The following is a 20,741-nucleotide window of genomic DNA, read 5'->3' on the forward strand; positions in this document are numbered from 1 at the left end:
GGGACTTCGTCCGGGGCACCCTACAAGTCATATAATATAGGTTAGGGCGATCGCAACCATACTTGAGGCACTCACCATGATTCAAACCATAACAGAATTAGTGACATTCGATGAATTCATTGACTGGTATCCTGAGAATTCAGGATGTCACTATGAACTACACAATGGAGAAATTGTTGAAATGCCAAAAGCAACAGGCAAACATTCTAAACTTACAGGTTTTCTCATCGCCGATCTCAACTTTGAAATCAGACGGCTACAACTACCCTACTTCATCCCGAAAGAATCCGTCATCAAACCGATGCGCGAGGAATCTGGGTATGAACCAGATATTATTGTACTCAACGAAGAAACCATTGGAAACGAGCCACGATGGGAGAAATCATCAATTATTACAATGGGTTCATCAGTCCCCCTAATCGTAGAAGTAACTAGCACTAATTGGGAGGATGATTATGCTCGCAAATTAGAGGCTTACGAATCAATGGGAATCCACGAATATTGGATTGTAGACTATCTAGGATTGGGCGGGAGACGGTTTATCGGCAATCCCAAGCAACCAACTTTTTCGGTTTACCAACTAATAGATGGGGAATACCAAGTTAAACTGTTTAGAGGGGCTGAGGTGATTGAGTCCCCAACTTTCCCAGAATTGAATCTGACAGCGCAGCAGGTGTTCGCTAAAGGAAATTGAAGAGGCTGGGTTGTAGGAGTATCTTGTAAAGAGGCGATCGCATTTAAGCTATCTTGTAGAGACGCGATTGCAAAAGCGTCTAAAGCAAGGTCGGCAATTCCCCGTTATAATATATAAAAATCGCATGAAGCTAGGACAATGGATCGGCTTATTAGCCCTCATCGCATCTTGTTACATCCTCTGGCAAATCAGGCAAGCCCTACTGCTGCTGTTTGCCGCCATCGTCTTAGCCACGGCGTTAAACAAACTAGCACGCTACTTACAAAAAAAATTGAGACTCAAAAGGTCGATCGCCGTACTGTGCTCAATTAGCTTCTTATTCCTCGTCTTCGTAGGCTTGTTTCTGATAATTGTACCACCCTTTGCCCTGCAATTTCAACAACTTACCCAAAGAGCTCCTCAAGGAATAGCAAGATTAAATGATTGGGTAGATCAAATCGAAACTCGCTTCTCGGGACAACTAGGCCAGCGCCTGCCAAATCTTGATGTTAATGACATTATGCGGCAACTGCAACCTTTATTCAACCAACTCGTTGGCGGTGCAGGAGCATTTGTCGGCAACACATTAGGCGTTATCCTGAGTTTTTTGTTAGTCTTAGTTTTGACCTTGATGACCTTAGCAGATCCCCTATCTTACCGCAAAGCATTTATACAACTATTTCCGTCTTTTTACCGCCGACGAATCGAGGGTATTTTAGACGAATGTGAAATAGCTCTCGGTAGATGGGTCATTGGTGCATTAATTAGCATGAGTGTGATTGCTTTTTTGAGCTTAGTTGGTTTGTCAGTTTTGCAAGTTCCCCTACCATTAGCTCACGCTGTAGTAGCAGGATTTCTTAACTTGATTCCGAATATTGGCCCTACTATCAGCGTCATTCCGCCAATGACGATCGCACTTTTAGACTCTCCCTTAAAATCAGGTTTGGTTCTCATCCTTTACTTCCTAATTCAACAGTTTGAAAGCAACATCCTCACCCCCTACGTCATGGCACAGCAAGTATCATTGCTGCCAGCAGTAACATTAATAGCTCAAGTATTCTTCGCCACCTTTTTTGGATTTTTAGGCTTATTACTAGCCCTCCCCCTCACAGTTGTCGCTCAAGTTTGGATTAGGGAAGCGCTAATTAAAGACATTCTCAACCAGTGGAATGCGAATCCTCAAAGGTTGGCGGCAATTGATTCAGCTATCGACGAAGAATATGAATCTATAGGAGTCACACAAAGCCGAGTGGAAAAGTTACCCGAACACCAACCCGACATCCAAGATGATGCTAAAAATGACGCAAATGAAGTTCCGGGAAATCAGTAATTCAGGTTTGTACTCATTCCGATTCTGGCTTAAATAGAAGTTTATTTTTGAGTCCGCGAAGGCGGACTTTGTTTTTATAGAAGCGATTTCAATCGCCGTCTCATCCCAAATCTGGCTTAAATAGTAGTTTATTTTTAAGTGCGCGAAAGCGGACGTTGTTTTTGTAGAAGCGATTGAAATCGCTGACTTTTATAAATCTCTGTTTTGTATTCTAGCAATCTAAACCGCATCTTGTCCAGCGCCAAAAATCTGTTGCACCGTCAAATTTAATTCTGGAAATGTGGGCGAAACAATCCTATCGCTCCCCCGAAACTGACTAACTTGATACTCGCCATCAACCAAATGGTGAACAAAGAAAGTAGGTTGTTTCGGATTGCCAATATAGCGTCTGCCGCCAAGTCCCAAATAATCCGCAATCCAGTATTCAGAAATACCCAAAGCTTCGTAATCAACCAACTTGTAGCCATAATCATCCCGCCAATTGGTACTGACAACTTCGACAATTAGCCGGACAGAACTACCCATTGTAATGATAGATTCCTTTTTCCATCTCGGTTCGCTGTTCGTCCCTTGTCTGTCCAAAACGATCGCATCCGGTTCGTAACCAGATAGCTCGTTATCAGCTTTGACAACGCATTCCTTGGGAAGGAAGTAGGGAAGTCCTAGTCGTCTGACTTCAAAGTTGAGTTCAGCGACAAGGAAGCCAGCTACTTCTGAATGTTCTCCGGTTGCTTTAGGCATCTCAACAATCGCTCCATTGTGCAGTTCGTAATGCTTTTCGGAATTTTCAGGATACCAGTCAATAAATTCATCGAAGGTGACTGGTTTTAATATCGCTTGAGTCATGGAGCTCGCTCCTTATATTATTTATGTAGGACTTATGCAATCATCCTCAGAAACCCGGTTTCTGACCGTATTTATCGCGATCGAACCCAAGATTTTCGTAGAAACAGGGTTTCTTAGCCTCAGTCTTATTATGATATTATCAGATCCGTTATAATGTCTTCCTTTCATTTTAAATCTAGACCGATCGCCAAAACTGCATTGGCGCGATCGACATTCCATCAAACTAAAATCTAAAAACTAAAATCTAAAATAGTCTTATGAGATCGATCGACGAAATCAACGATAAAATCAGCCAAGGCAAAGCCACAGTCTGGACAATCGAAGAACTCAAAACCAGAGTTAGAGAAACCAGCATTAGCCAAGCAGCAAAAGAAGTCGATGTGATTACCGCCGGCACCTTCGAGCCCATGGAATCCTCCGGCGCCATCATCAACCTCGGCCACACAGATCCCCCGATCAAAATCCGGCAGTGCTGGCTGGACGGCGTTTTAGCCTACTCCGGCTTCGGCGCCGTAGACCTGTACCTCGGAGCCACCCAAGTAGCCGAAGACGGCGAAGAATCGCGGGAACGGGGCGGCGGACACGTCATCGAAGACTTAATCGCCGGCAAACCCGTGCAGTTGCGGGCTTTAGGGCAAGTAACAGACTGCTACCCCCGCGCCTCCTTTGAAACCACGATTACCCGCGATACCATCAACCAGTTTTATTTATTCAATCCCCGGAACGCCTATCAAAACTTTATTGTAGGAGTCAACGGGGGCGATCGCCCGCTGTTCACATACCTCGGCCCCCTGCAACCGAACCTCGGTAACGCCGTCTATTCGAGCCTAGGAGCCATGTCACCCCTGCTCAACGACCCCCACCTCCAACTCATCGGCATCGGCACCAGAATCTTTTTAGGAGGCGCTCAGGGCTACATCACCTGGGAAGGAACCCAACACTTCCCGCTGCAAAAACGGCAGCCCAACGGCACTCCCATCGGCCCAGCCGCCACCCTGGCACTCATCGGCGACGCCAAACAGATGAACTCCAAATGGGTGCGCGGCTGCTACTTCAAAAACTACGGCCCATCTTTGATGCTGGGAGTCGGCATCCCCTTCCCCGTCTTAAACGAAACCGTCGTCGCCAACTGTGCAGTATCAGACAAAAAAATAGTAGCGCCGGTGGTAGATTTCTCTATCCCCCGGCGCGTTCGTCCCACATTCGGTTTAGTTAGTTATGCCCAATTAAAAACTGGTCGCATTCTCATCGAGGGCAAACCTGTGCGGGCCGCCCCGCTGGCGAGTATGTTTCTCTCGCGGCAAGTAGCATTGGAATTGAAGCAGCAAATTGAAACGGGTCAATTTACTCTCACGGCCCCAGTTGCTCCCCTACCAGCCGACAGAGTATTTCTTCCACAAGATTTGTGGGGAGCCCAAGTCAGGATTGAATAAACAATTTTAGATTCTAGATTCTAGATTTTAGATTTTTTTGTGGAGGCACAAGGTCTTAGAAACCGGGTTTCTTGTCCCCGGCGTTGCTTGAAAGCTGAGGTTTGTTGTCAAGAAACTCAGTTTCCGATCCTTGCGAGTGCGTCCAGGATTCTAGATTTTAGATTGAAGCCTTCTGGTGAAAAACTGCACGCATGGGAAACTGATGCACTCACCGAAAATCTAAAATCTAAAATCTAAGAATCTAAAATAGTCTTATTCCTGAACGGGCTTAGGCTTCTTCACAGGCTTAGGAAGAGGTTCCTTGGGGACAGGCGGTGCTGCTGCGGACTTGATAGTAGGACGCCCTACAGGAGTACCGTCACCGCTGGGCCTAGGAGTAAAGGGACGCTTGTTTCCCCCTCCTTTGTAGCCGCCACCGGGCTTACCGCTCCCGGGGGGGAATTTGCGCTTTTTAATCGGCAGGGCGCCAATATTGTTGGCCTGCTCAATCATCAGACTGTCAGCTTGCAATTTGACGTGGAAATCCCAAAAAAACCCGATCGCCTTTGTTCCTACATCCCCCTTGAGTTTCAGCTTAAAAAACTTCATCTTGTCGTCATTCTTGCGAGGAGCTTGCTTGATTTTGACGATGAGATACTTTTCTTCCTCTTGCGATTGTTGATAAATCACCTCGCCTCGAATCGAAAAATAGCCATCTTCAACATCAGGTTCCGAGGGCGGCAAAGATGCAGTCGGTGGTTCGGCGCTAGTCTCAATCTCCCCTGCTTCCTGATTTTCCTCATCAGAGGAAGTTTCTGGAGATTTTTTCAGGGTTTCCGGCTCCCAAACACCCATAATTTGGGCGTGCAAGTTGCCGTCTTCTTGCCTGGTGCGGGGATAGACCACCCAGAGGTGTTCTTGTTCCAGATCCAGGTGATTTTTGACTAAACTCATAACTCTACCCAGCAAAACTGCGTCGATGGCAGTTCCGTCGGCAGCTATCAACATACCTCGGGTGAATTGATCTTCAGATTGGGTGTAGCGGCCCCGCACTAAACCAACAGCTCGGTACTGTCTGGGTTCGCTGGGAGGGGGAATGGGATGTTGGCGCATGACAGAGGGTATGTCATCATCATCGACCTGAGTTTCGTTAGTGGGAGGCTTGGGGGTTGGGGTAGGTGCGACTGTGAGTTCAGTTGTCTTACCAGCAGATTCCGCAGGCGCTGCTGGCTCCGAGAGCGCAGGAGCATCGCTGGGCTTTGGCTTTGTTTTGTCCTCATCGGGGGCAGAACTGTAGCGTGGTCGTTGCAGCGTATCCTTTGGCGCTGGGGCGTCCGTTGGCGCTGGGGCGTCCGTTGGCGCTGGGGCGTCCGTTGTCGCTGGGGCGTCCGTTGTCGCTGGGGCGTCCGTTGTCGCTGGGGCGTCCGTTGGCGCTGGTGGTTGCTTTTGATCGACAGGTGCAGCCGATGCCGAAGACACGGGACTTTCGTCTGGTGTGTCGGGCACGGAGGCTGTAACTGCGGGCTGATTCACGGCGGGCTCGGTAGGCTGAGCCTTGCGAGCAGAAGTAGATTTGGACGATTTGGAAGACCGGTTGGGAGAGGGGTTCATAAAAACTCCTTGCAGCGGAGACACATCCCTTGAGGGAAATTAGGAATAAACTGAAGAAACTGATTTAAAAACTACTAGCACCCGACTTGAGGCTTGCGCCGGAAAGTTGGGTTTTGACCCGTCAACGCCAACTTTCTAGTGCGCTGCGAGGGATCCCGGATTTGCTGGCTGCTCTAATCCTTGTTGGCAAAGAGTTTGAGAGTTGCTAACCCAAGAATCGATCGATCGCCCGAAAGCTGGCGTTGCTGGCTAATAGCGTTTAGGATATTCAGATACTTCAAGTCCGGACAATCTAGGATATATCCCGACATAGCGTGTTGAATACCTGAGCATCCAACCCGGCAATATCTCGCAATGATTTGAGGAAAATCCCCAAAGCGCCGTTCCAATCTCTCTGGAGTAGCTTGCCTATTTTACTTAATCCAATTACCTAACGGACTGATCCGCCATATTTTCGGTAATTTTGAGCTTGACCGCACTCTTATTGGACGAAAGCCACATTCCTTGGGGCTGCGGGTCTTTGTGTCCAAAATAGTTTGGCTAGCGTGGAGTTGCGGGTCTGTTACCATATTAGCTGCAAGCAAAAGACTGGTTTGTGAATTGGGACTTTGAACTTAAGAACTTTTATGGTTGCATAGATCTGGTTAAATCGCAGACGCCCCTAGGCGATGGGTTGATTCTTAGAAAATAGTAGATTTTAAGTTGGGATAGTTGAATTATGGAAAAAGCAAACAAGGGTCGCGGGTTGATTACTGTCGTGGTAGTGCTTGCGCTCATCGCTTTTGTGGGATTTTCTCTGGTTCCAATTTTGGACAGTATTCTCAAGGGCACTCAAGCGCAAAGTCGATCGACTCCAACGCCAACTCAGACAGCCGCATCTAACGAGAAGCAATCGCAGTTGCTGCAAGATCAGGTGAGGGGGTATGAATTGGTTTTGCAGCGGGAACCTGACAATGTAACGGCTTTGCGGGGACTTTTGCAGGTACGGCTGGAGTTGATCGGACAAGGAGTGGGGGCGATCAAGGATGTGGTGCCGACTTTGGAAAAGTTGGCTAAACTGAATCCTGAAACTACGGAATACGGGATTTTGCTGGCTCAGGCGAAGGAACGCACGGGCGATCGCGAAGGGGCTGCTGGGGCCTATCGATCGATTTTAGCGTCTAAGCCTGGGGAAATTAAGGCTTTGCAGGGGTTGGTGAATTTGCTGTTGGTGCAGCAACGGCCCGAAGCTGCGATCGGACTGCTGCAAGATACGCTGAAGGCTGCTCCGGCGCAGAATCAGGCGAAACCGGGAAGTATTGATGTCACTTCAGTGCAGTTGATTTTGGGACAGGTTTATGCGGTGCAGAAGCGCTACCCAGAGGCGATCGCAATTTACGACGAATCGGCTAAGGCGAATCCAAAAGATTTTCGTCCGATTTTAGCTCATGCGATCGTGTTGAAGGAACAGGGCAAAACAGACGAAGCAAAAACGCTGTTTGATAAAGCGACTGAGTTAGCTCCACCTAACTATAAAGACCAAATTAATCAGTTAGCTAGCGGCACTCCTTCGCCTTCTCCTGCGGCAGAAAAAGCGAGTCCGGATCCTGCTGCTTCTCCCAGTCCAGAACCGTCAATTTCTCCCAGTCCAGAAGGTGCGCTACCGAAACCTTAAGGAAAGTTTTGAGTGAAAGACTTTCGAGTTTTAAGTTAAATATTTTTTAACTTAAAACTCGAAAATTATTGTTTTATTCCGAATTACAGATTAGGTCATGTCCCGGAAAATAACGATTATAAGGTTCGTAGTGAGGACTTCAGTCCTATGAAATTGATGCGGACTAAAGCCCTCACTACGAACCTAGGATTATAAGGTTTGTAGTGAGGACTTCAGTCCTATGAAATTGATGCGGACTAAAGCCCTCACTACGAACCTAGGTATCCGCTCAATAACTCGCGGTAGACTACTGCTTTTGGAAGGATTTTGCGATGTTTGACGCTCATCATTGAGCGATTTACCCCGATTTATTGAGCGGATACGAACCTAGGATTATAAGGTTTGTAGTGAGGACTTCAGTCCTATGAAATTGATGCGGACTGAAGTCCTCACTACGAACCTAGGATTATAAGGTTTGTAGTGAGGACTTCAGTCCTATGAAATTGATGCGGACTGAAGTCCTCACTACGAACCTAGGACATGATATTATAAATTAAGTCAGACCTCGGAGGGAATTATGACCCAAAGCGTTGACCGCGTTGTTCTACCTCCTGCTTTTCCCGACCACACTCAATTACCAGAGTCGGATGGTACTTTTGTGAAAAATTTCCAGGAGCATCCACAAAGTTTAATTTTAACAGATTCGATCGGCCCGATTTTGCAGCAGCGGCATCCTGACGGACAATATGCGATCGGTCAAGACTGCGGCATCTATTGGCGAGAAACCGAGCCACCGGAAAAAGGTGCAGAAGCTCCTGATTGGTTTTACGTTCCCAATGTACCTCCTAATTTAGACGGTCAAATTCGGCGTTCCTACGTGCTGTGGCGCGAACACATAGCACCGTTAATTGCGTTGGAATTTGCTAGCGGGAATGGCGATGAAGAGCGCGATCGCACTCCGTTGTCTCGCACCGAAGAAGGGGTAATCACGAAACCGGGCAAGTTTTGGGCTTACGAGCGGGTGATGCGAATTCCCTATTACGGCATCTATGAAATTAACAGTGGCAGATTAGAAGTTTATCGGTTGATTGACGGGTATTATCAACTGTTAGAACTTAACGATCGGGGACATTTTCCGATCGCACCTTTAGGCGTAGAATTGGGACTTTGGCAAGGCAGTTATCAGAATCAAACCATGCTTTGGCTGCGTTGGTGGGATGAGGAAGGTAATTTGCTGTTGATTGGCGATGAAAGAGCTCAATTGGAGAGATTGCGAGGGGAACAACAACGGGAAAGAGCCGAACAAGAAAGATTGCGAGCCGAACAAGAAAGGCTGCGAGCCGAACAAGAAAGGCTGCGAGCTGACAGTGCAGAGCAGGCACGACAAGCTGAAGCTCAGGCAAGAAGGGCTGCAATTCCCCGGTTGTTGGGAATGGGTTTGAGTGCCGAACAGGTGGCGGAGGCGTTAGGTTTATCGGTCGAGGAAGTTACGGAGGATGGTGGAGAGTGAGATAGTGGGGGGGAAATTGGGGAAAAGGGCGATCGATCTTAATAGACTTCATCGTGGGAACCCATTTTGAGCAATAAAATCGCTTCCTCTTCATCTTCTGGATCGGTGACAAACTCAAATAAAATCCGATAATCATAGTCTATTGAACATGACCAGATACCCGATAAATCTCCCGCCAGTTTGTGAGTTCGCAAGCTAGGGTGAAAGCAGTCTTCAGACAACAGTTGTATGGTTGCTTCAATTAAAGGGCGAAGCTGAGGATTTTTACGAACTAACTTCTTGAAAGTACGAATAGATTTGGGAGTCCAACCAATTTTCATCAATCATCCAACTCCGCCATAAAATCGGCTACCGAGCCAAATTTAACATTTCCCTCAGCATACTCTTGACGAACTTCTGCCACTTCCTTTAGTAATTCATTTCGTCGCTGTTGTCGCAGGCGATTCTGAATAATATCTAGAAGCATGGCTTGATCTTCTAATGATAAAATTTCTACAGCTTCAAGAGCTTGCTGGAATTGAGATGTCTCTGTCGTTTTACTCATATTTATTGTTCAGTAACTTACCAGATTATTTTCATTTCAACCAAGGGTGAACTTTTTTTTGAACATATCTTCCCAATGGTATCCCTAGAATAAAAAAAATAACCACAAACTCTTGGTTTGTGTTGCCGAAAACAGCAAAGAAAACCATTGATAATAGACAAAACCAGAGAATCCAAAAAGCTATTCCACAAATACAACCATCTACTTCACGAAACAGAAAAAATGTAGACTTTTGTGCAGGTTGTGATGGCGCTATTTCTGGAAATGTAAAGCTTCTGGATTCCCGTTCTCCACGACGATATTTTGCTTCATGTTCTTCTTTTTTACGCTTATGTTCTTCCCATGAAAGCCATGCCATAAATACACTTGCACAAGCTGCGATAGCTTCCCACATAAATACTGCCTCTTCAGAACCACAATATTTTTTATTAATTTTAGCCAAATTTATCATATCTTAGCATTTTTCACTTCTGCTGTGTGTAAGATTTTCCTTGTTCCCAAGTTCAGCGCGAGAACAAGGATTTCAAACTAGCTTCTAGTATTTACGTTCCTGCGGCTCAAACATCGTAATCGCCACCGGCATATAAGCCAAATCAATCCCCGCAGGCGAATAATACGCCAGCGTATGCTTCAAGAAATTCCCATCATCGCGATCTGCAAAATCTTCCCGCGAATGAGCACCCCGACTTTCCTGCCGGTTCAAAGCCGAAGTTAAAATCATTTTTCCCACGATTATCAAACTCCGCAATTCCAAAGCTTCCACAATTTCCGTATTCCAAGATTTACCCTTGTCATCCAAGTAAACTTCTTGATATTGTTTTTCCAATTCCTCCAATTTATGCAAACCTTCCTGCATCAATTCGGCGCTGCGAAATACTCCGCAATACTCAGTCATCGTATCTTGGAACTTTTGCCTAATTTGGTTAATTCGGTATTGTCCGGGACGGTCTACAAGTGCTTGAATTTGCTCTTGGGTTTCCTGAATATAACGCTGTTCGTCTACTGCGGGCAACTTGCGATTTTGGACGAATTGTGCTATTGTTGCGCCAGTAACTTTGCCGTAAACTACGCATTCTAAAAGCGAATTGCTGCCCAAACGGTTCGCACCGTGAACAGAGACGCAAGCTGCTTCGCCGGCCGCAAAGAAACCGTCTACCAAAGTGTCAGCACTGCTGCGAACTTGTCCGCCAATATTAGTTGGAATTCCCCCCATTGAATAGTGAGCCGTAGGACGCACGGGCATGGGCTGGTCTACGGCATCAATTCCTAGCAAGCGGTGCGCTTCTTCCCAAGCAAAAGGTATTTTGCTCATGATTTTTTCGCGTCCCATGTGCCGCAAATCGAGGTAAATAAATGGGCCGCCTGCACTACCATCGAGATTAATGCCTCTACCTGCACGAATTTCTAAGGAAATCGATCGCGATGTAATGTCCCTGGGCGCTAATTCCATCCGCGACGGGGCATAATTCGCCATAAATCGATCGCCCTCGGAATTAATCAAATAAGCCCCTTCACCCCGCACAGCCTCCGAAATCAACACTCCCACCGGATACAAACCCGTCGGGTGAAACTGCACAAACTCCATATCTTCCAGCGGCAATCCCGCCATCGCCGCCATCGCCAAACCGTCCCCAGTCGAGGCGTAATCGTTCGAGGTTGTGTTGTAAACTCGGCCGTAACCCCCCGTAGCAAACATCACCGCCTTCGCGCGCACGACGGCAATTTCGCCGTCTATTAGGTTAAACATAACTACGCCCTTGGCTTGGCCTGCTTCCAAAATCAGGCGGGTGACATACCACTCTTGATAGATGTGAACTCCGTAACGGCGGAGATTGTTGACTAATTCGTGGAGGATGGCGTGACCGGTTTTGTCGGCGGCGTAGCAGGTGCGGCGGTGGGAATGTCCGCCAAAAGCGCGCTGGGCAATTCTGCCGTCACTTAGGCGCGAGAAGAGGACTCCCATGTGTTCTAAATCGATGATGACACCGGGCGCTTCGCGGGTGAGGATTTCTACGGCGTCTTGGTCGGCTAAATAGTCTGAACCTTTTACTGTGTCAAAGGCGTGGGCTTTCCAACTGTCATCTGGATCGACATTTTGGAGGCTGGAGGCCATGCCGCCTTGGGCGGCGACAGAGTGCGATCGAATCGGGTGAGTTTTGGCAACAACTGCTACCTTTAAACTGGGATCGGTCCGAGCAATTTCTACGGCTGCGCGGCAACCTGCTAAACCGCCGCCTACAATGATTACGTCGTGTTCTAGCATTTTTTGTTAATTATTTTTAGTGTTCTGCTCAACTTATCGTGACCCAAAAAAAAACTTCCTACCAAAACATCGGGAAGTTTTTTAACTTTTGATTTCAATCGAAAATCAAAATCTCAAATTTCAAATTGAACTAGCCGACGCTTTCGACAGACCTCTGATGGGACTGATTTCCCGTTGCAGAAGGCTGATCTTCGGTGGCGGGGTCTACAGAAAGCACTTCAATGTTATTGAGTAGAGTTGTCACGAAAGCAAACAGCAAGAATGGCAGAGACAGCACTAAAATCAAGCCAACTGTAGCCAAGGCGTAGATTTGGCGGGCGCTGCTCCAGAGGGCGAGTGCGGACGCTAGACTCAGGAAGATGACTATCAGCCAAACAATAATTTGACCGTAAATGTCACCAAAGGTGAGGGTACATTTAAGGCGATAGTTGTGAATGTTATCCATTGATGCCTCGGGTGATTGCTATTACGACTTGTCGAAAAATACTTTGACAGTGCGTCTAATGCCCACTGTAGAATTTATAATTTTAGCTGCTATAACTTGGTTTTGGCGGTGTTTTAAACATTTTTATAGAAGTCTGCAACAAGACTTTATAAAATTTTACTTCGGGCTGGGAAATTCTAGCAAACCAGACTTAGGCACTCCGACAAAGAAACTGGGTTTTTTACTGTTTTGGCGCCTGTAACGAGTCTTTTCGCAAAAACCTCTGATCCCCGTGCGTGCAGGACTACGACAGAAAGGTACAAGGGGAAAGTCTACTTTTTGACCGATCGCGATTTTTGTAAAGTAATGTTAAGCTGCATGGGTATGGAATCAACCTTTATAGCGTTTTACCTGTGTTTTAGCCCATGTCTTCCGATCGCACATTAATGATTTCGCGCTGTTTCCTGGCTGGTGTGGGAACGCAGATGTTTGTACACCACCAGCAGCGGATTCCGCAAGAAAGTCCGGTACTGGTGGTGAGCAATCACCGCAGTTTCTTAGATCCTTTGGTGCTGACAGCGGGTTTGGGTCGATCGATCCGGTTTGCTTGCCATCACTACATGGGTCAAGTTCCGGTGATTCGGGAACTTGTCACGAGTTTTGGGGCTTTCCCCTTGGAAGCACCGGAGCACCGACAGCAACATTTTTTCGCTCAAGCGACGGCGCTGCTACAAGACAGGGAGATGGTGGGGGTGTTTCCTGAGGGTGCAGAACCGATGGTGAACTTTACTCAACCCAATACCATCGGGAAGTTTCAGCGGGGATTTGCTCATTTGGCTTTGCGGGCGCCGGTGCGGGATTTGGTGGTGTTGCCGGTGGCGATTGCTTCGATGGAGGAAAAGTCGGTGCGATCGGGTTTACCGCTGAAGTTGCTGAGTTTGTTCGATCCTTCAGAACCGTTGTTCGATCGCGCTGGGTGGCATCCTGTGATAGTTTATCAACGAGTTAATGTTTTAATCGGCCGCCCTTACTGGATTACAGTCGATCGACAGCAGCAGTATCGAGGCAAAAAAGCCAAAGCAGTTGTGGCTGAACTTACAGAGCACTGTCAGGGGGAAATTGCCCAATTACTCGATCGAGGGTGTTTTTGATTCAGTTGACAGTTGACAGTTGACAGTTGACAGTTGACTGTTACCTCTACCCTTAAGTCCGAGGATTGGAGGAATGAATCGTCTGATTTTAATTTTTACGCCAAAGCCAGAGGCTTTAAACCAATTATTTCTGGTAAAGAAGTCATTAGCCATCTGTCAAAAAGAGCAATAAATTACCAATTACCAATTACCAATTACTAATTACCAGATTAAGTTTAATCATGCCAACTGCTAACAACAAGGTTCGTTTTCTGAGTCCGAAACCGCCAAAATCCGATCGCCCTTTATTTGTATTTCTGCCCGGTATGGACGGGGGCGGTTTGCTGCTGCGATCGCAAATTCCTAAATTAGCTCCGCATTTCGACATTCGCTGCTTAGCTATACCCGCCGACGACATGGCTAGCTGGGAGGTACTGGTTAAGGAAACAATTGCCTTAATTGAAGCAGAAAAGAAAGGCAATCAGCGACCAGTTTATCTGTGCGGCGAGTCATTTGGAGGATGTTTAGCGATCAAAGTTGTTTTAGAAGCTCCCCAATTGTGCGATCGACTAATTTTAGTTAATCCAGCTTCTTCATTCCGACAACAGCCTTGGGTGCAGTGGGGTTCTCACCTGACTCAGTGGCTGCCGGCGAATCTTTATCCGCTATCGGTAATCGGTCTGTTGCCGATATTAGCATCCTTAGGAAAGATTGGGCGGGACGAGCGGCGAGCTTTGCTGGAAGCGATGCAAGCGGTACCGCAACACACGTCTGTGTGGAGATTGGCGTTAGTGCGATCGTTCAATGTTGATGAAAATCAGTTGCGTGCGATCGAACAGCCGACGTTAGTAATTGCTAGCGGAGCCGATCGGCTGCTGCCTTCTATGGCAGAAGGGAAGCTTTTAGTCAAGGTAATTCCGAATGCTGAAATGGTGATGCTGGCTAATAGCGGTCATGCTTGTTTGTTGGAAACAGATGTTGACCTTTACGCAATTATCCAAGGTCGCAATTTTTTGGCAGAATCCACCGAAAATCTGTCATTAGTTAGCAGTCATTAGTCATTAGTTATGGGGCATTGGGCATGGGGCATTGGGCATTGGGTAATATCGTGTCGGGTCGATTGACCGCAATAAGTAAGGAACGCACGTGTGGACTTTAGTCCGCAGTATGTTGCGGACTAAAGTCCACACTACAAACTGTTTTTGTGATGGTAATCGACAGGATGTGATATAATTGGGAATTGGTTGTTATTGGCTAGTGATAATTTCCAATTCCCTATGCGGGCTAATTTCTTATGCCCTATGCCCAATCCCCAATTAACTAATTAAGATTTAGCCATTTTTGAGCATTAAGCCGCTGGACGACACCAAAGACCATGAGGTCTAGGGTAATCTTGCGCTCGTCTATCAAAAAAGGCTCTAAAGTGCTGGTTTTTGTGTTATTTTCAGCGCAGGAAAATGCTCTTTGACTTTGAATATCTTCTTGAGGAAAATACAAGTTAAATTGGCGTTGACCTTCTTGAAATTTACCAATTACCTGCCAGCAATCTCCGGCGGAACTCATGCCAGCAACGGGGAGTTTTTGCTTGGTCAAACTCACATCTAAATCCTTAACGCCCTGTTTAGTTAAAGCAGTTTGCAAGGCGGGCAAATAATCTTGTTGAATAAATTCCGCAAAGGGCTTGTCTTCAACAGCGGGTGCTTTTTCCTTTTTAGCTTTAGCTGGAGGCTTATCGCCGTCAGCGGCCTTGGCTGCGGCCTTTTTAGCTGCCGCAGGGGGCTTGTTAGTGCTGGGAAGATCTGTTGTCTGGGGTGTATCGGAACTCGCACTGGGAGTTTCGGATTCGCCAGCGGTAGGATTTTGCGGTTCTTCTGGCATTGACGGTTCCTTGTAAAAGTTATTGGTACAGGAGTCAGCAGTCATTAGTCGCAGTCAGCAGACTCACGATCGCTCTTGGGGACGATCGCACGCTGTAACCAAGAACTAATGACTAATGACTGAGGACTATGATTATTCTAAATCTCAGCGACAGCTCGTTCAATCAAACGGCGGGCGAGAGTTTGAACGCCCGTGTGTTCGTAGTAATTGGTAGTCATGTCGAGGAAAGCGCCCACGTAGTCCACCTTATCGGCAGAAATTTCGACAAAACTCTGCAAGTTGCCGAGGACGTTTTCGGGAGTCAAACCTCGATCGCTCACAAAAGAGCCCATCCAGCCGGAAACCGAGCTAAAGCTTTCGCCGATAAAGCCGAGTTGGCCTGCGGGATTACCACCAGGAATCATAGAGCCGATCGACTTAAACGCCGGATTGTCTTGCATATCGCTGGGGGACAGCTTGGCAATCCAATCCTGAGTCATCAGGATAAAGTCTGGGCCCAGGGGAATCAAACCATCAAAACAAACCAAAGCAGCCATCCGCATCAGGGATTCACCGCCGTAGTCGCCCAAAGCCCCGGCAAAATCGCCGATGCTGTCGCCAGGAATGCCGTTAATTTGGCAAAAAGCGAGCAATTCAGTGACTAACTTTAGAGAAAGGTCGATCGTCTGAGCTTTTTCAGGCTTGGGGGTGAGATTTCCCAGCACGGACAAAAACGGCACATTTTGGGCGACTTTGTTGGCGAGGGCTGCTGTACCGAGGGCGCTAGAGGCACTGTCGATCGTTTGGTAAAGCCACAGAGCGCGCTGGTAGCCTTCCGATTTATCGTTGTAGAGGGTGATAGCACGATCGCCAATTTGCTGGATCATATCTTCGTCAGTTTCCCCAGTAACTGTACGAATCGTATTTTCAAAGCCAACTAAATTGTTCCACTCACCTGGAACCACAAAGTCAAGCGCTCGTAGGGCTTTGACAGTCATGTTGTCTTTAGGAAGTTGATCGACTAATTCAAAGACTGTTTTGCTCACAAAAAACTCCTTGTTGAACAGAAATCAAAGGTATTACTTTTGGTAGGTGGCAAGAACTTCACAGTCTGATTCTGGCAGACTTAGTTTTGATAGCACCAGAGCTAGAGTCCGGCGAGAAGTTCGATCTGAGACACTGCTATTTCACACTAGCAAGACCGCTCAGATTAAATTTTGACAGCCAAGCTTCGCGTTCGCTAGCGGTAAAAGAGGGATCGCGGGATTGAACTTTCACCTGATAGCGGTTTGCCACTAAAACAGCAGTGATGTTAGAACCCTGACTGACGGCGGGATAGCCGCTAATTTGCTTGGTACTTTCCTTAAATTTTTCCCCAGCGGTGGGGTTGCCGGCGATGTCATTAATCGAAAGCACCGCGACATTTTTGCCGCCTTTGTTTAGTTTAGCTTCAGCAAAACCGGATTTTTCTTGAGCGAAAACGCGATCGAATCCGCCGCCAGCAGAAGGGAAGTATTTATTTAATTTGCCACCTGCAACTGCCTTTTTGGGGAGGTTTTGACTTTGAGCAGTTGATTTGTCAGCATTTGTCTGCTTGGTTTTAGCAGGTTTTTGGGTGCTTTCCTCCTGGGCTTTGTCCCAGCGGGATGGGGGCTGAGTCTGACTGCAGGAAGTCACGAGCAGCAGTACCGAGATCAGGAATGGAGCTAAGATTCGGCGTGCGGGGGGAAATTGCATTGCTCTCTCCTCATTAGTAGGTTTCCTTGACACTCCCCGACCTAAAGGTACGAGGATTCTTAAGACTTTTGGGTCAAAATATCCCTATTGCTAGGGTTCCCAGGCTGACCACGTTTGCACAAAAGAGTGCGCAGTCATATCTCCTCAAAAATGTTTTGGGCGTAGACTTTCCCACCGGGAGGGGGTAGGTTTTTACATCTTGTCTGATGTGGTTATTCTACCATATTCATTTGTGGAGATGGATTTGTCATTGTACTTAACAATGGTAAAAAGCCGTCCTGAAAGGACGGGGTTTTTAACCCAATTTTCTGATAACAAGTGTGGCTCACGATTTACCAATTTGTCTTCCCCCAGCGAGTGATTTGTGTTCTTTGCCAAAAAATCCTCTGCCCGCAGGCAGAGGATTTTTTGCAATTGCGAGTTTTGAAGGAAGAAGAAAGAAAGATTGCTCCACAGATCAATTCTGGGGATGGGGTAAAAGAAACTAAGTTTTTTGATTGCCAGCAATCTCAAAACAATTTTCGCTGATTTTCCCTAGATTTATCTAGAGGTTTCAGAGAAATTGTCCGTCAATCATGTTATTTCGGCATTCCAACTTAGCTCTTGCTTTGTGGGTAAAGCTCAGGCGTCGCTTTCAATGTGAATAAACAACAAACCCATTACCACAACCGGCATCAGCCAGCAAACTACCGGAATCAAAATCCAAGGCAAGAAAGAAGCAGCGTAGGAACCTGTCATATCAAATTCTCCAAACTAAAGTTAGTGCGTTCCAACAGGGATATTTGGGAGTGGAGTCTAATTGTTGACTAAACCCCGGAAAATGGCATCAATGCCGTTAAAGTTTTCGAGTAAGAAGTAGGCAGCAAAGACGCCGCTCATCCCGCCAATGAAGAAACCAGCAGTGAGCTGGCTCCAGCCTTCGCCGGTTTTCAGGGCTTCGGGAGTCATGGGATTGGCGCTTGGGTAGCTGCTATTGTCATTTTTGAAAGAGACTAAACCGTAGGCAGACATACCTGTTGTGCCGAGCAGAACTAAGACGAGGGCTGTAATTAATCCGCCGAGATTAGCTGCTTCTGGATAATCCCGCAGTGGGCCTAAGACGATTTGGGGGCCGACAAGGAAATAACCGTGTGCCAAACCGATTTCTAAACCTCGAACTAGGGGTGAGAGTCCTTTGCGGTAGGCGGGCAAATTCCCAATGAATGCTTGTGTGAAATCAGAAGCACTGATGGGAGTTGCGAGATGACCCGTGAAGGGGTCGCCGTTAAAGGGTTTAATAAGCTCTGCATCTCTGGGATCGGCCATATTCTCTTTTTCCTCGCTGTGCGTAAAAATTGAGGCGTTCAAGTCATATTTTACGCAGGGACGTGTTTCCTATTTGCATAATTGGCTGCTAGCTTTAGAAAAGTTCACTATTCTTTAGTTTTGGGAAGAATTTTTCTTTTGTCTCCTATACCAGAAAGCGAGTCGATCGGGCGACACTCCGAAAAAATAAGCAATAATTACTATTTGATTGATGGCGGTGGTTTTGAGTACCCCAAGCTGCTGCCAGCGGCGGGCGGATGTCAGGACTTGTTGGGGTACGATTTGGATGCGGCCTTGTGTTTTCAACCTCCGCAGGAATTCAAAGTCTTCCATAAGGGGCAAGTCAGGAAAACCGCCGATTTTGTCAAAGGTAGATGAATAAAGAAAAATGGCTTGATCGCCGTAGGGCATTTGCAAAAAGTGCGATCGGCAGTTTACCCCTATTTCTACCAGCCGCAGAGAGAGCGTACCGGCATCAATCTTGAGTTGAAAGGCCCCGGCGACTGTTTGGGGTTTGGCTAGTGCAAGGCGTGCGCCAGAGTCGTAGCCGGGAGGCAAAAGAGTGTCTGCGTGGAGAAACAGCAGAATATCTCCAGTAGCCGAGGCCGCACCTGCATTCATTTGAGTGGCGCGGCCTTGGCTACTGGAGACAACTCGGACGCCCAAAGATGTTGCTATTTCTGCGGTACCGTCGTTGCTGCCGCCATCGGCGACGATAATTTCGACATTTTTGGCATTTTGGGCGGTGGAGATGACTGAGGCAATTATAGCTGCTTCGTTTAAGACAGGAATGATAATGGAAATTTTGAGATTGAGATTTTCGGGCGGCATAGAGAATCGATCACCGCTGGAGAGAGAGAGGGCGGGTTTTGTACAAAGCTTATCTGTTATTTCAACAGGTAGCGACAGTTTGATGGCTGACACATGGGGCGGATAGAAACCGGGTTTCTACGAATTTTACTTTCTGGTCACGATAAATATACGAAGAAACCGGGTTTCACTCTTGTCGCAAAGTGCGATCGCGAACTTGCCTTTTGAGTTCCGCGTCTGATAACCCTTGATTTCCCGCAGGTAATTCCTGTGTCTGGCAAGCGTTGCCCTCGTTCTCGATCGCCCTGAAACCCTGATTCTAAGATTGACAATCAAAAACTGTCCCTAGTTTGATTATTTACTAATTTATTTGCTTTTATTTGCTAATTTTTGGCTTTTTCTCGCGCTTGCGACTATTGTCGCAAGCGCTGTCTAACCGCTGCATTTGGTTAGACAAATACAATTACTATATTATGACCTTGTGGTTTCACAATCAAGTATTATTTATAAATAAAAGATCAGAATTTCTGATCGATCGGATCGCATGAATATAGTTTATTTATTTAAAATACTAAGATCTAAACGAAGTAAATCCTCCGGTAAATCGATATCGGCAAGAGTGGGAAGATAAGCAATATTGAGGTCGAGGTTTTGGGCGATCGCCCGCGTAGAAGCAAATACCTCACTGGTTCCCCACTTAATTCCGTTGAACAATTCCGGTATCGATCGGCGCAGCCCGATCAGATAATAACCTCCGTCTGTTGCCGGGCCTAAAACTAAATCGTGCTGGCTCAGTTTGTCAAAAGCTTGTGCCATGATTTCTACTTTCAGAGCGGGACAATCAGTTCCTATAATTACAGCTTTGTCAACCCCTGAATTAAAAGATTGCTGAAACGCTGCTGTCATTTTTGCACCCAAATCGCCTTCTATTTGATTTTGATAAATAATATCTGTTCCCAACCATTCTTGCATCTGTTGCTGGCTGCCGCCTGTGTAGTGAATTTCAACTGATAATCGCCCGGAGTTTTGGAGGGAGAGGGAGAGGGCGCGGGCGATCGCCTTTTGTGCCATCAAGCGGTGCAGGTTGGCAGCACCTGTTTTTCCTAGCACAGGAATTAGTCGAGTTTTGGCTTTGCCCGGTTCAGGATAGCGGGTAAAAACAATCAGTTTTTCGGAAATCATACAATGTTAGATGTTAGATTTGGGAATGATTTATGAGTTAAGGATTTGGAGTTAGTCCGCCAACTCCAAGTCTGCTAGCGCATTCTTACTTGAATGACCTCTGGAGCATCTCTGTTTTGCATTTATAGTGCGAGATTAAGATATCGCGAGTTGTACAATACGCTAACTCTTAAGCTCGCATTTAAACAAAGAAATGCTTTTTACAAAAATTAGATTTCCCCAATTGCCTCAGTGTTTAATACAATAGGAAACAGCCAATGAATGCACATCAATGCTAATATTTTCTGGGTGGGAGATCTGCTGGTGGAAAAGAGACCTATTGTATCAGTCTTTGATTGATACATAAACGGCATATCTCAGACATACAAACACATATAAAGGCAGATAAACGCAGATAATTTCAGGGTGTTTCCGATTTTTGCAAGAGGTATAATGGAGTCTGTAAGTCAGAGGGTCTTTTGTCAAGTGCCTCCG

The 20,741-nt window shown here is 46.7% G+C and carries 24 protein-coding genes; 7 read left to right on the forward strand and 17 right to left on the reverse strand.

From position 1 onward, the window contains the following. Nucleotides 1-76 precede the first annotated feature (76 nt). The gene (locus QZ918_RS13140; RefSeq protein ID WP_293335653.1) at nucleotides 77-694 is read left to right on the forward strand and encodes a Uma2 family endonuclease; all 618 of its coding nucleotides are present in this window, start codon (nucleotides 77-79) and stop codon (nucleotides 692-694) included. A gap of 124 nt (nucleotides 695-818) precedes the next feature. Next, entirely contained in the window at nucleotides 819-2,003 is a 1,185-nt protein-coding gene (locus tag QZ918_RS13145) for an AI-2E family transporter (protein ID WP_293335656.1), read from the forward strand. A gap of 219 nt (nucleotides 2,004-2,222) precedes the next feature. On the opposite strand, the gene QZ918_RS13150 is transcribed toward QZ918_RS13145, so the two are convergent. Beyond that, on the reverse strand, nucleotides 2,223-2,849 hold the full coding sequence (locus QZ918_RS13150) for a Uma2 family endonuclease (protein WP_293335659.1): 627 nt from the start codon (nucleotides 2,847-2,849) through the stop codon (nucleotides 2,223-2,225). Nucleotides 2,850-3,106: 257 nt separating this feature from the next. On the opposite strand from QZ918_RS13150, the gene QZ918_RS13155 reads away from it, so the two are divergent. Next, nucleotides 3,107-4,282: a homocysteine biosynthesis protein gene (locus QZ918_RS13155; RefSeq protein WP_293335662.1), complete on the forward strand. Its 1,176-nt coding sequence runs from the start codon at nucleotides 3,107-3,109 to the stop codon at nucleotides 4,280-4,282. 252 nt (nucleotides 4,283-4,534) lie between these two features. Here the strand turns inward: QZ918_RS13155 and patR are convergent, their stop codons facing one another. Both patR and QZ918_RS13165 read right to left on the reverse strand, forming a co-directional pair. After that, the gene (gene patR / locus QZ918_RS13160; protein WP_293335665.1) at nucleotides 4,535-5,794 is read right to left on the reverse strand and encodes a heterocyst master regulator PatR; all 1,260 of its coding nucleotides are present in this window, start codon (nucleotides 5,792-5,794) and stop codon (nucleotides 4,535-4,537) included. A 251-nt stretch (nucleotides 5,795-6,045) separates the two neighbouring features. Further along, a complete protein-coding gene (locus tag QZ918_RS13165; RefSeq protein ID WP_293335668.1) occupies nucleotides 6,046-6,183 on the reverse strand; it encodes a hypothetical protein in 138 nt (45 codons plus the stop codon). A 407-nt stretch (nucleotides 6,184-6,590) separates the two neighbouring features. Here QZ918_RS13165 and QZ918_RS13170 point away from each other — a divergent pair, with 407 nt between their 5' ends. Together QZ918_RS13170 and QZ918_RS13175 are read left to right on the forward strand one after the other, a co-directional pair. Further along, nucleotides 6,591-7,526 carry a tetratricopeptide repeat protein gene (locus tag QZ918_RS13170; protein WP_293335671.1) on the forward strand — a complete coding sequence of 312 codons (936 nt, stop codon included), beginning with the start codon at nucleotides 6,591-6,593 and terminating at the stop codon, nucleotides 7,524-7,526. A 556-nt stretch (nucleotides 7,527-8,082) separates the two neighbouring features. Further along, entirely contained in the window at nucleotides 8,083-9,015 is a 933-nt protein-coding gene (locus tag QZ918_RS13175) for a Uma2 family endonuclease (RefSeq protein ID WP_293335674.1), read from the forward strand. Between the two features lie 38 nt (nucleotides 9,016-9,053). Here the strand turns inward: QZ918_RS13175 and QZ918_RS13180 are convergent, their stop codons facing one another. From QZ918_RS13180 to QZ918_RS13200, 5 genes are all read right to left on the reverse strand, one after another. Beyond that, on the reverse strand, nucleotides 9,054-9,335 hold the full coding sequence (locus QZ918_RS13180; RefSeq protein ID WP_293335677.1) for a type II toxin-antitoxin system RelE/ParE family toxin: 282 nt from the start codon (nucleotides 9,333-9,335) through the stop codon (nucleotides 9,054-9,056). After that, nucleotides 9,335-9,559, reverse strand: coding sequence for a hypothetical protein (locus tag QZ918_RS13185; RefSeq protein ID WP_293335680.1), 225 nt, complete (start codon nucleotides 9,557-9,559; stop codon nucleotides 9,335-9,337). The genes QZ918_RS13180 and QZ918_RS13185 overlap by 1 nt, the downstream gene beginning before the upstream one ends. 31 nt (nucleotides 9,560-9,590) lie before the next feature. After that, a complete protein-coding gene (locus QZ918_RS13190; protein ID WP_293335684.1) occupies nucleotides 9,591-10,010 on the reverse strand; it encodes a hypothetical protein in 420 nt (139 codons plus the stop codon). Between the two features lie 84 nt (nucleotides 10,011-10,094). Then, on the reverse strand, nucleotides 10,095-11,822 hold the full coding sequence (locus QZ918_RS13195; protein ID WP_293335699.1) for a succinate dehydrogenase/fumarate reductase flavoprotein subunit: 1,728 nt from the start codon (nucleotides 11,820-11,822) through the stop codon (nucleotides 10,095-10,097). 130 nt (nucleotides 11,823-11,952) lie between these two features. After that, the gene (locus tag QZ918_RS13200) at nucleotides 11,953-12,267 is read right to left on the reverse strand and encodes a hypothetical protein (protein ID WP_293186559.1); all 315 of its coding nucleotides are present in this window, start codon (nucleotides 12,265-12,267) and stop codon (nucleotides 11,953-11,955) included. 404 nt (nucleotides 12,268-12,671) lie between these two features. Here QZ918_RS13200 and QZ918_RS13205 point away from each other — a divergent pair, with 404 nt between their 5' ends. Continuing rightward, entirely contained in the window at nucleotides 12,672-13,397 is a 726-nt protein-coding gene (locus tag QZ918_RS13205) for a lysophospholipid acyltransferase family protein (protein ID WP_293335701.1), read from the forward strand. On the opposite strand, the gene QZ918_RS13210 is transcribed toward QZ918_RS13205, so the two are convergent. Next, the gene (locus QZ918_RS13210; protein ID WP_293335704.1) at nucleotides 13,374-13,550 is read right to left on the reverse strand and encodes a hypothetical protein; all 177 of its coding nucleotides are present in this window, start codon (nucleotides 13,548-13,550) and stop codon (nucleotides 13,374-13,376) included. The genes QZ918_RS13205 and QZ918_RS13210 overlap by 24 nt on opposite strands. Nucleotides 13,551-13,618: 68 nt before the next feature. Here QZ918_RS13210 and QZ918_RS13215 point away from each other — a divergent pair, with 68 nt between their 5' ends. Continuing rightward, entirely contained in the window at nucleotides 13,619-14,434 is an 816-nt protein-coding gene (locus QZ918_RS13215; protein ID WP_293335707.1) for an alpha/beta fold hydrolase, read from the forward strand. A 262-nt stretch (nucleotides 14,435-14,696) separates the two neighbouring features. On the opposite strand, the gene QZ918_RS13220 is transcribed toward QZ918_RS13215, so the two are convergent. The 8 genes from QZ918_RS13220 to QZ918_RS13255 all read right to left on the reverse strand — a co-directional run bounded on the left by QZ918_RS13220 (nucleotide 14,697) and on the right by QZ918_RS13255 (nucleotide 20,267). Then, nucleotides 14,697-15,254, reverse strand: coding sequence for a DUF2996 domain-containing protein (locus QZ918_RS13220; RefSeq protein ID WP_293335710.1), 558 nt, complete (start codon nucleotides 15,252-15,254; stop codon nucleotides 14,697-14,699). 137 nt (nucleotides 15,255-15,391) lie between these two features. Beyond that, nucleotides 15,392-16,279 carry a hypothetical protein gene (locus QZ918_RS13225; RefSeq protein WP_293335713.1) on the reverse strand — a complete coding sequence of 296 codons (888 nt, stop codon included), beginning with the start codon at nucleotides 16,277-16,279 and terminating at the stop codon, nucleotides 15,392-15,394. Between the two features lie 136 nt (nucleotides 16,280-16,415). Beyond that, entirely contained in the window at nucleotides 16,416-16,970 is a 555-nt protein-coding gene (locus QZ918_RS13230) for a hypothetical protein (RefSeq protein WP_293335716.1), read from the reverse strand. A gap of 192 nt (nucleotides 16,971-17,162) precedes the next feature. Further along, nucleotides 17,163-17,483, reverse strand: coding sequence for a hypothetical protein (locus tag QZ918_RS13235; protein ID WP_293148478.1), 321 nt, complete (start codon nucleotides 17,481-17,483; stop codon nucleotides 17,163-17,165). Between the two features lie 108 nt (nucleotides 17,484-17,591). Further along, nucleotides 17,592-17,708: a photosystem I reaction center subunit VIII gene (locus QZ918_RS13240; protein ID WP_293148481.1), complete on the reverse strand. Its 117-nt coding sequence runs from the start codon at nucleotides 17,706-17,708 to the stop codon at nucleotides 17,592-17,594. Nucleotides 17,709-17,765: 57 nt separating this feature from the next. Then, nucleotides 17,766-18,275: a photosystem I reaction center protein subunit XI gene (locus QZ918_RS13245; RefSeq protein ID WP_293148482.1), complete on the reverse strand. Its 510-nt coding sequence runs from the start codon at nucleotides 18,273-18,275 to the stop codon at nucleotides 17,766-17,768. 114 nt (nucleotides 18,276-18,389) lie between these two features. Further along, nucleotides 18,390-19,106 (reverse strand): TIGR04283 family arsenosugar biosynthesis glycosyltransferase, encoded by a 717-nt coding sequence (locus tag QZ918_RS13250; protein ID WP_293335719.1) that lies wholly within the window; start codon nucleotides 19,104-19,106, stop codon nucleotides 18,390-18,392. Nucleotides 19,107-19,640: 534 nt separating this feature from the next. Next, nucleotides 19,641-20,267 (reverse strand): TIGR04282 family arsenosugar biosynthesis glycosyltransferase, encoded by a 627-nt coding sequence (locus QZ918_RS13255; protein ID WP_293335722.1) that lies wholly within the window; start codon nucleotides 20,265-20,267, stop codon nucleotides 19,641-19,643. Between the last annotated feature and the right edge of the window lie 474 nt (nucleotides 20,268-20,741).

The sequence above is a fragment of the Microcoleus sp. CAWBG58 genome, from assembly GCF_020883045.1.
In the GTDB taxonomy this organism is placed as follows: Bacteria; Cyanobacteriota; Cyanobacteriia; order Cyanobacteriales; family Microcoleaceae; genus Microcoleus.

Coding starts and splice junctions, on each gene's coding strand:
- QZ918_RS13240 (WP_293148481.1), bottom strand. CDS start 17,708: ATGACAGGTTCCTACGCTGCTTCTTTCTTGCCTTGGATTTTGATTCCG.
- QZ918_RS13175 (WP_293335674.1), top strand. CDS start 8,083: ATGACCCAAAGCGTTGACCGCGTTGTTCTACCTCCTGCTTTTCCCGAC.
- QZ918_RS13190 (WP_293335684.1), bottom strand. CDS start 10,010: ATGATAAATTTGGCTAAAATTAATAAAAAATATTGTGGTTCTGAAGAG.
- QZ918_RS13250 (WP_293335719.1), bottom strand. CDS start 19,106: ATGCCGCCCGAAAATCTCAATCTCAAAATTTCCATTATCATTCCTGTC.
- QZ918_RS13150 (WP_293335659.1), bottom strand. CDS start 2,849: ATGACTCAAGCGATATTAAAACCAGTCACCTTCGATGAATTTATTGAC.
- QZ918_RS13165 (WP_293335668.1), bottom strand. CDS start 6,183: ATGTCGGGATATATCCTAGATTGTCCGGACTTGAAGTATCTGAATATC.
- QZ918_RS13255 (WP_293335722.1), bottom strand. CDS start 20,267: ATGATTTCCGAAAAACTGATTGTTTTTACCCGCTATCCTGAACCGGGC.
- QZ918_RS13195 (WP_293335699.1), bottom strand. CDS start 11,822: ATGCTAGAACACGACGTAATCATTGTAGGCGGCGGTTTAGCAGGTTGC.
- QZ918_RS13230 (WP_293335716.1), bottom strand. CDS start 16,970: ATGCAATTTCCCCCCGCACGCCGAATCTTAGCTCCATTCCTGATCTCG.
- QZ918_RS13155 (WP_293335662.1), top strand. CDS start 3,107: ATGAGATCGATCGACGAAATCAACGATAAAATCAGCCAAGGCAAAGCC.
- QZ918_RS13245 (WP_293148482.1), bottom strand. CDS start 18,275: ATGGCCGATCCCAGAGATGCAGAGCTTATTAAACCCTTTAACGGCGAC.
- QZ918_RS13140 (WP_293335653.1), top strand. CDS start 77: ATGATTCAAACCATAACAGAATTAGTGACATTCGATGAATTCATTGAC.
- QZ918_RS13215 (WP_293335707.1), top strand. CDS start 13,619: ATGCCAACTGCTAACAACAAGGTTCGTTTTCTGAGTCCGAAACCGCCA.
- QZ918_RS13185 (WP_293335680.1), bottom strand. CDS start 9,559: ATGAGTAAAACGACAGAGACATCTCAATTCCAGCAAGCTCTTGAAGCT.
- QZ918_RS13145 (WP_293335656.1), top strand. CDS start 819: ATGAAGCTAGGACAATGGATCGGCTTATTAGCCCTCATCGCATCTTGT.
- QZ918_RS13180 (WP_293335677.1), bottom strand. CDS start 9,335: ATGAAAATTGGTTGGACTCCCAAATCTATTCGTACTTTCAAGAAGTTA.
- QZ918_RS13220 (WP_293335710.1), bottom strand. CDS start 15,254: ATGCCAGAAGAACCGCAAAATCCTACCGCTGGCGAATCCGAAACTCCC.
- QZ918_RS13170 (WP_293335671.1), top strand. CDS start 6,591: ATGGAAAAAGCAAACAAGGGTCGCGGGTTGATTACTGTCGTGGTAGTG.
- QZ918_RS13205 (WP_293335701.1), top strand. CDS start 12,672: ATGTCTTCCGATCGCACATTAATGATTTCGCGCTGTTTCCTGGCTGGT.
- QZ918_RS13200 (WP_293186559.1), bottom strand. CDS start 12,267: ATGGATAACATTCACAACTATCGCCTTAAATGTACCCTCACCTTTGGT.
- QZ918_RS13210 (WP_293335704.1), bottom strand. CDS start 13,550: ATGGCTAATGACTTCTTTACCAGAAATAATTGGTTTAAAGCCTCTGGC.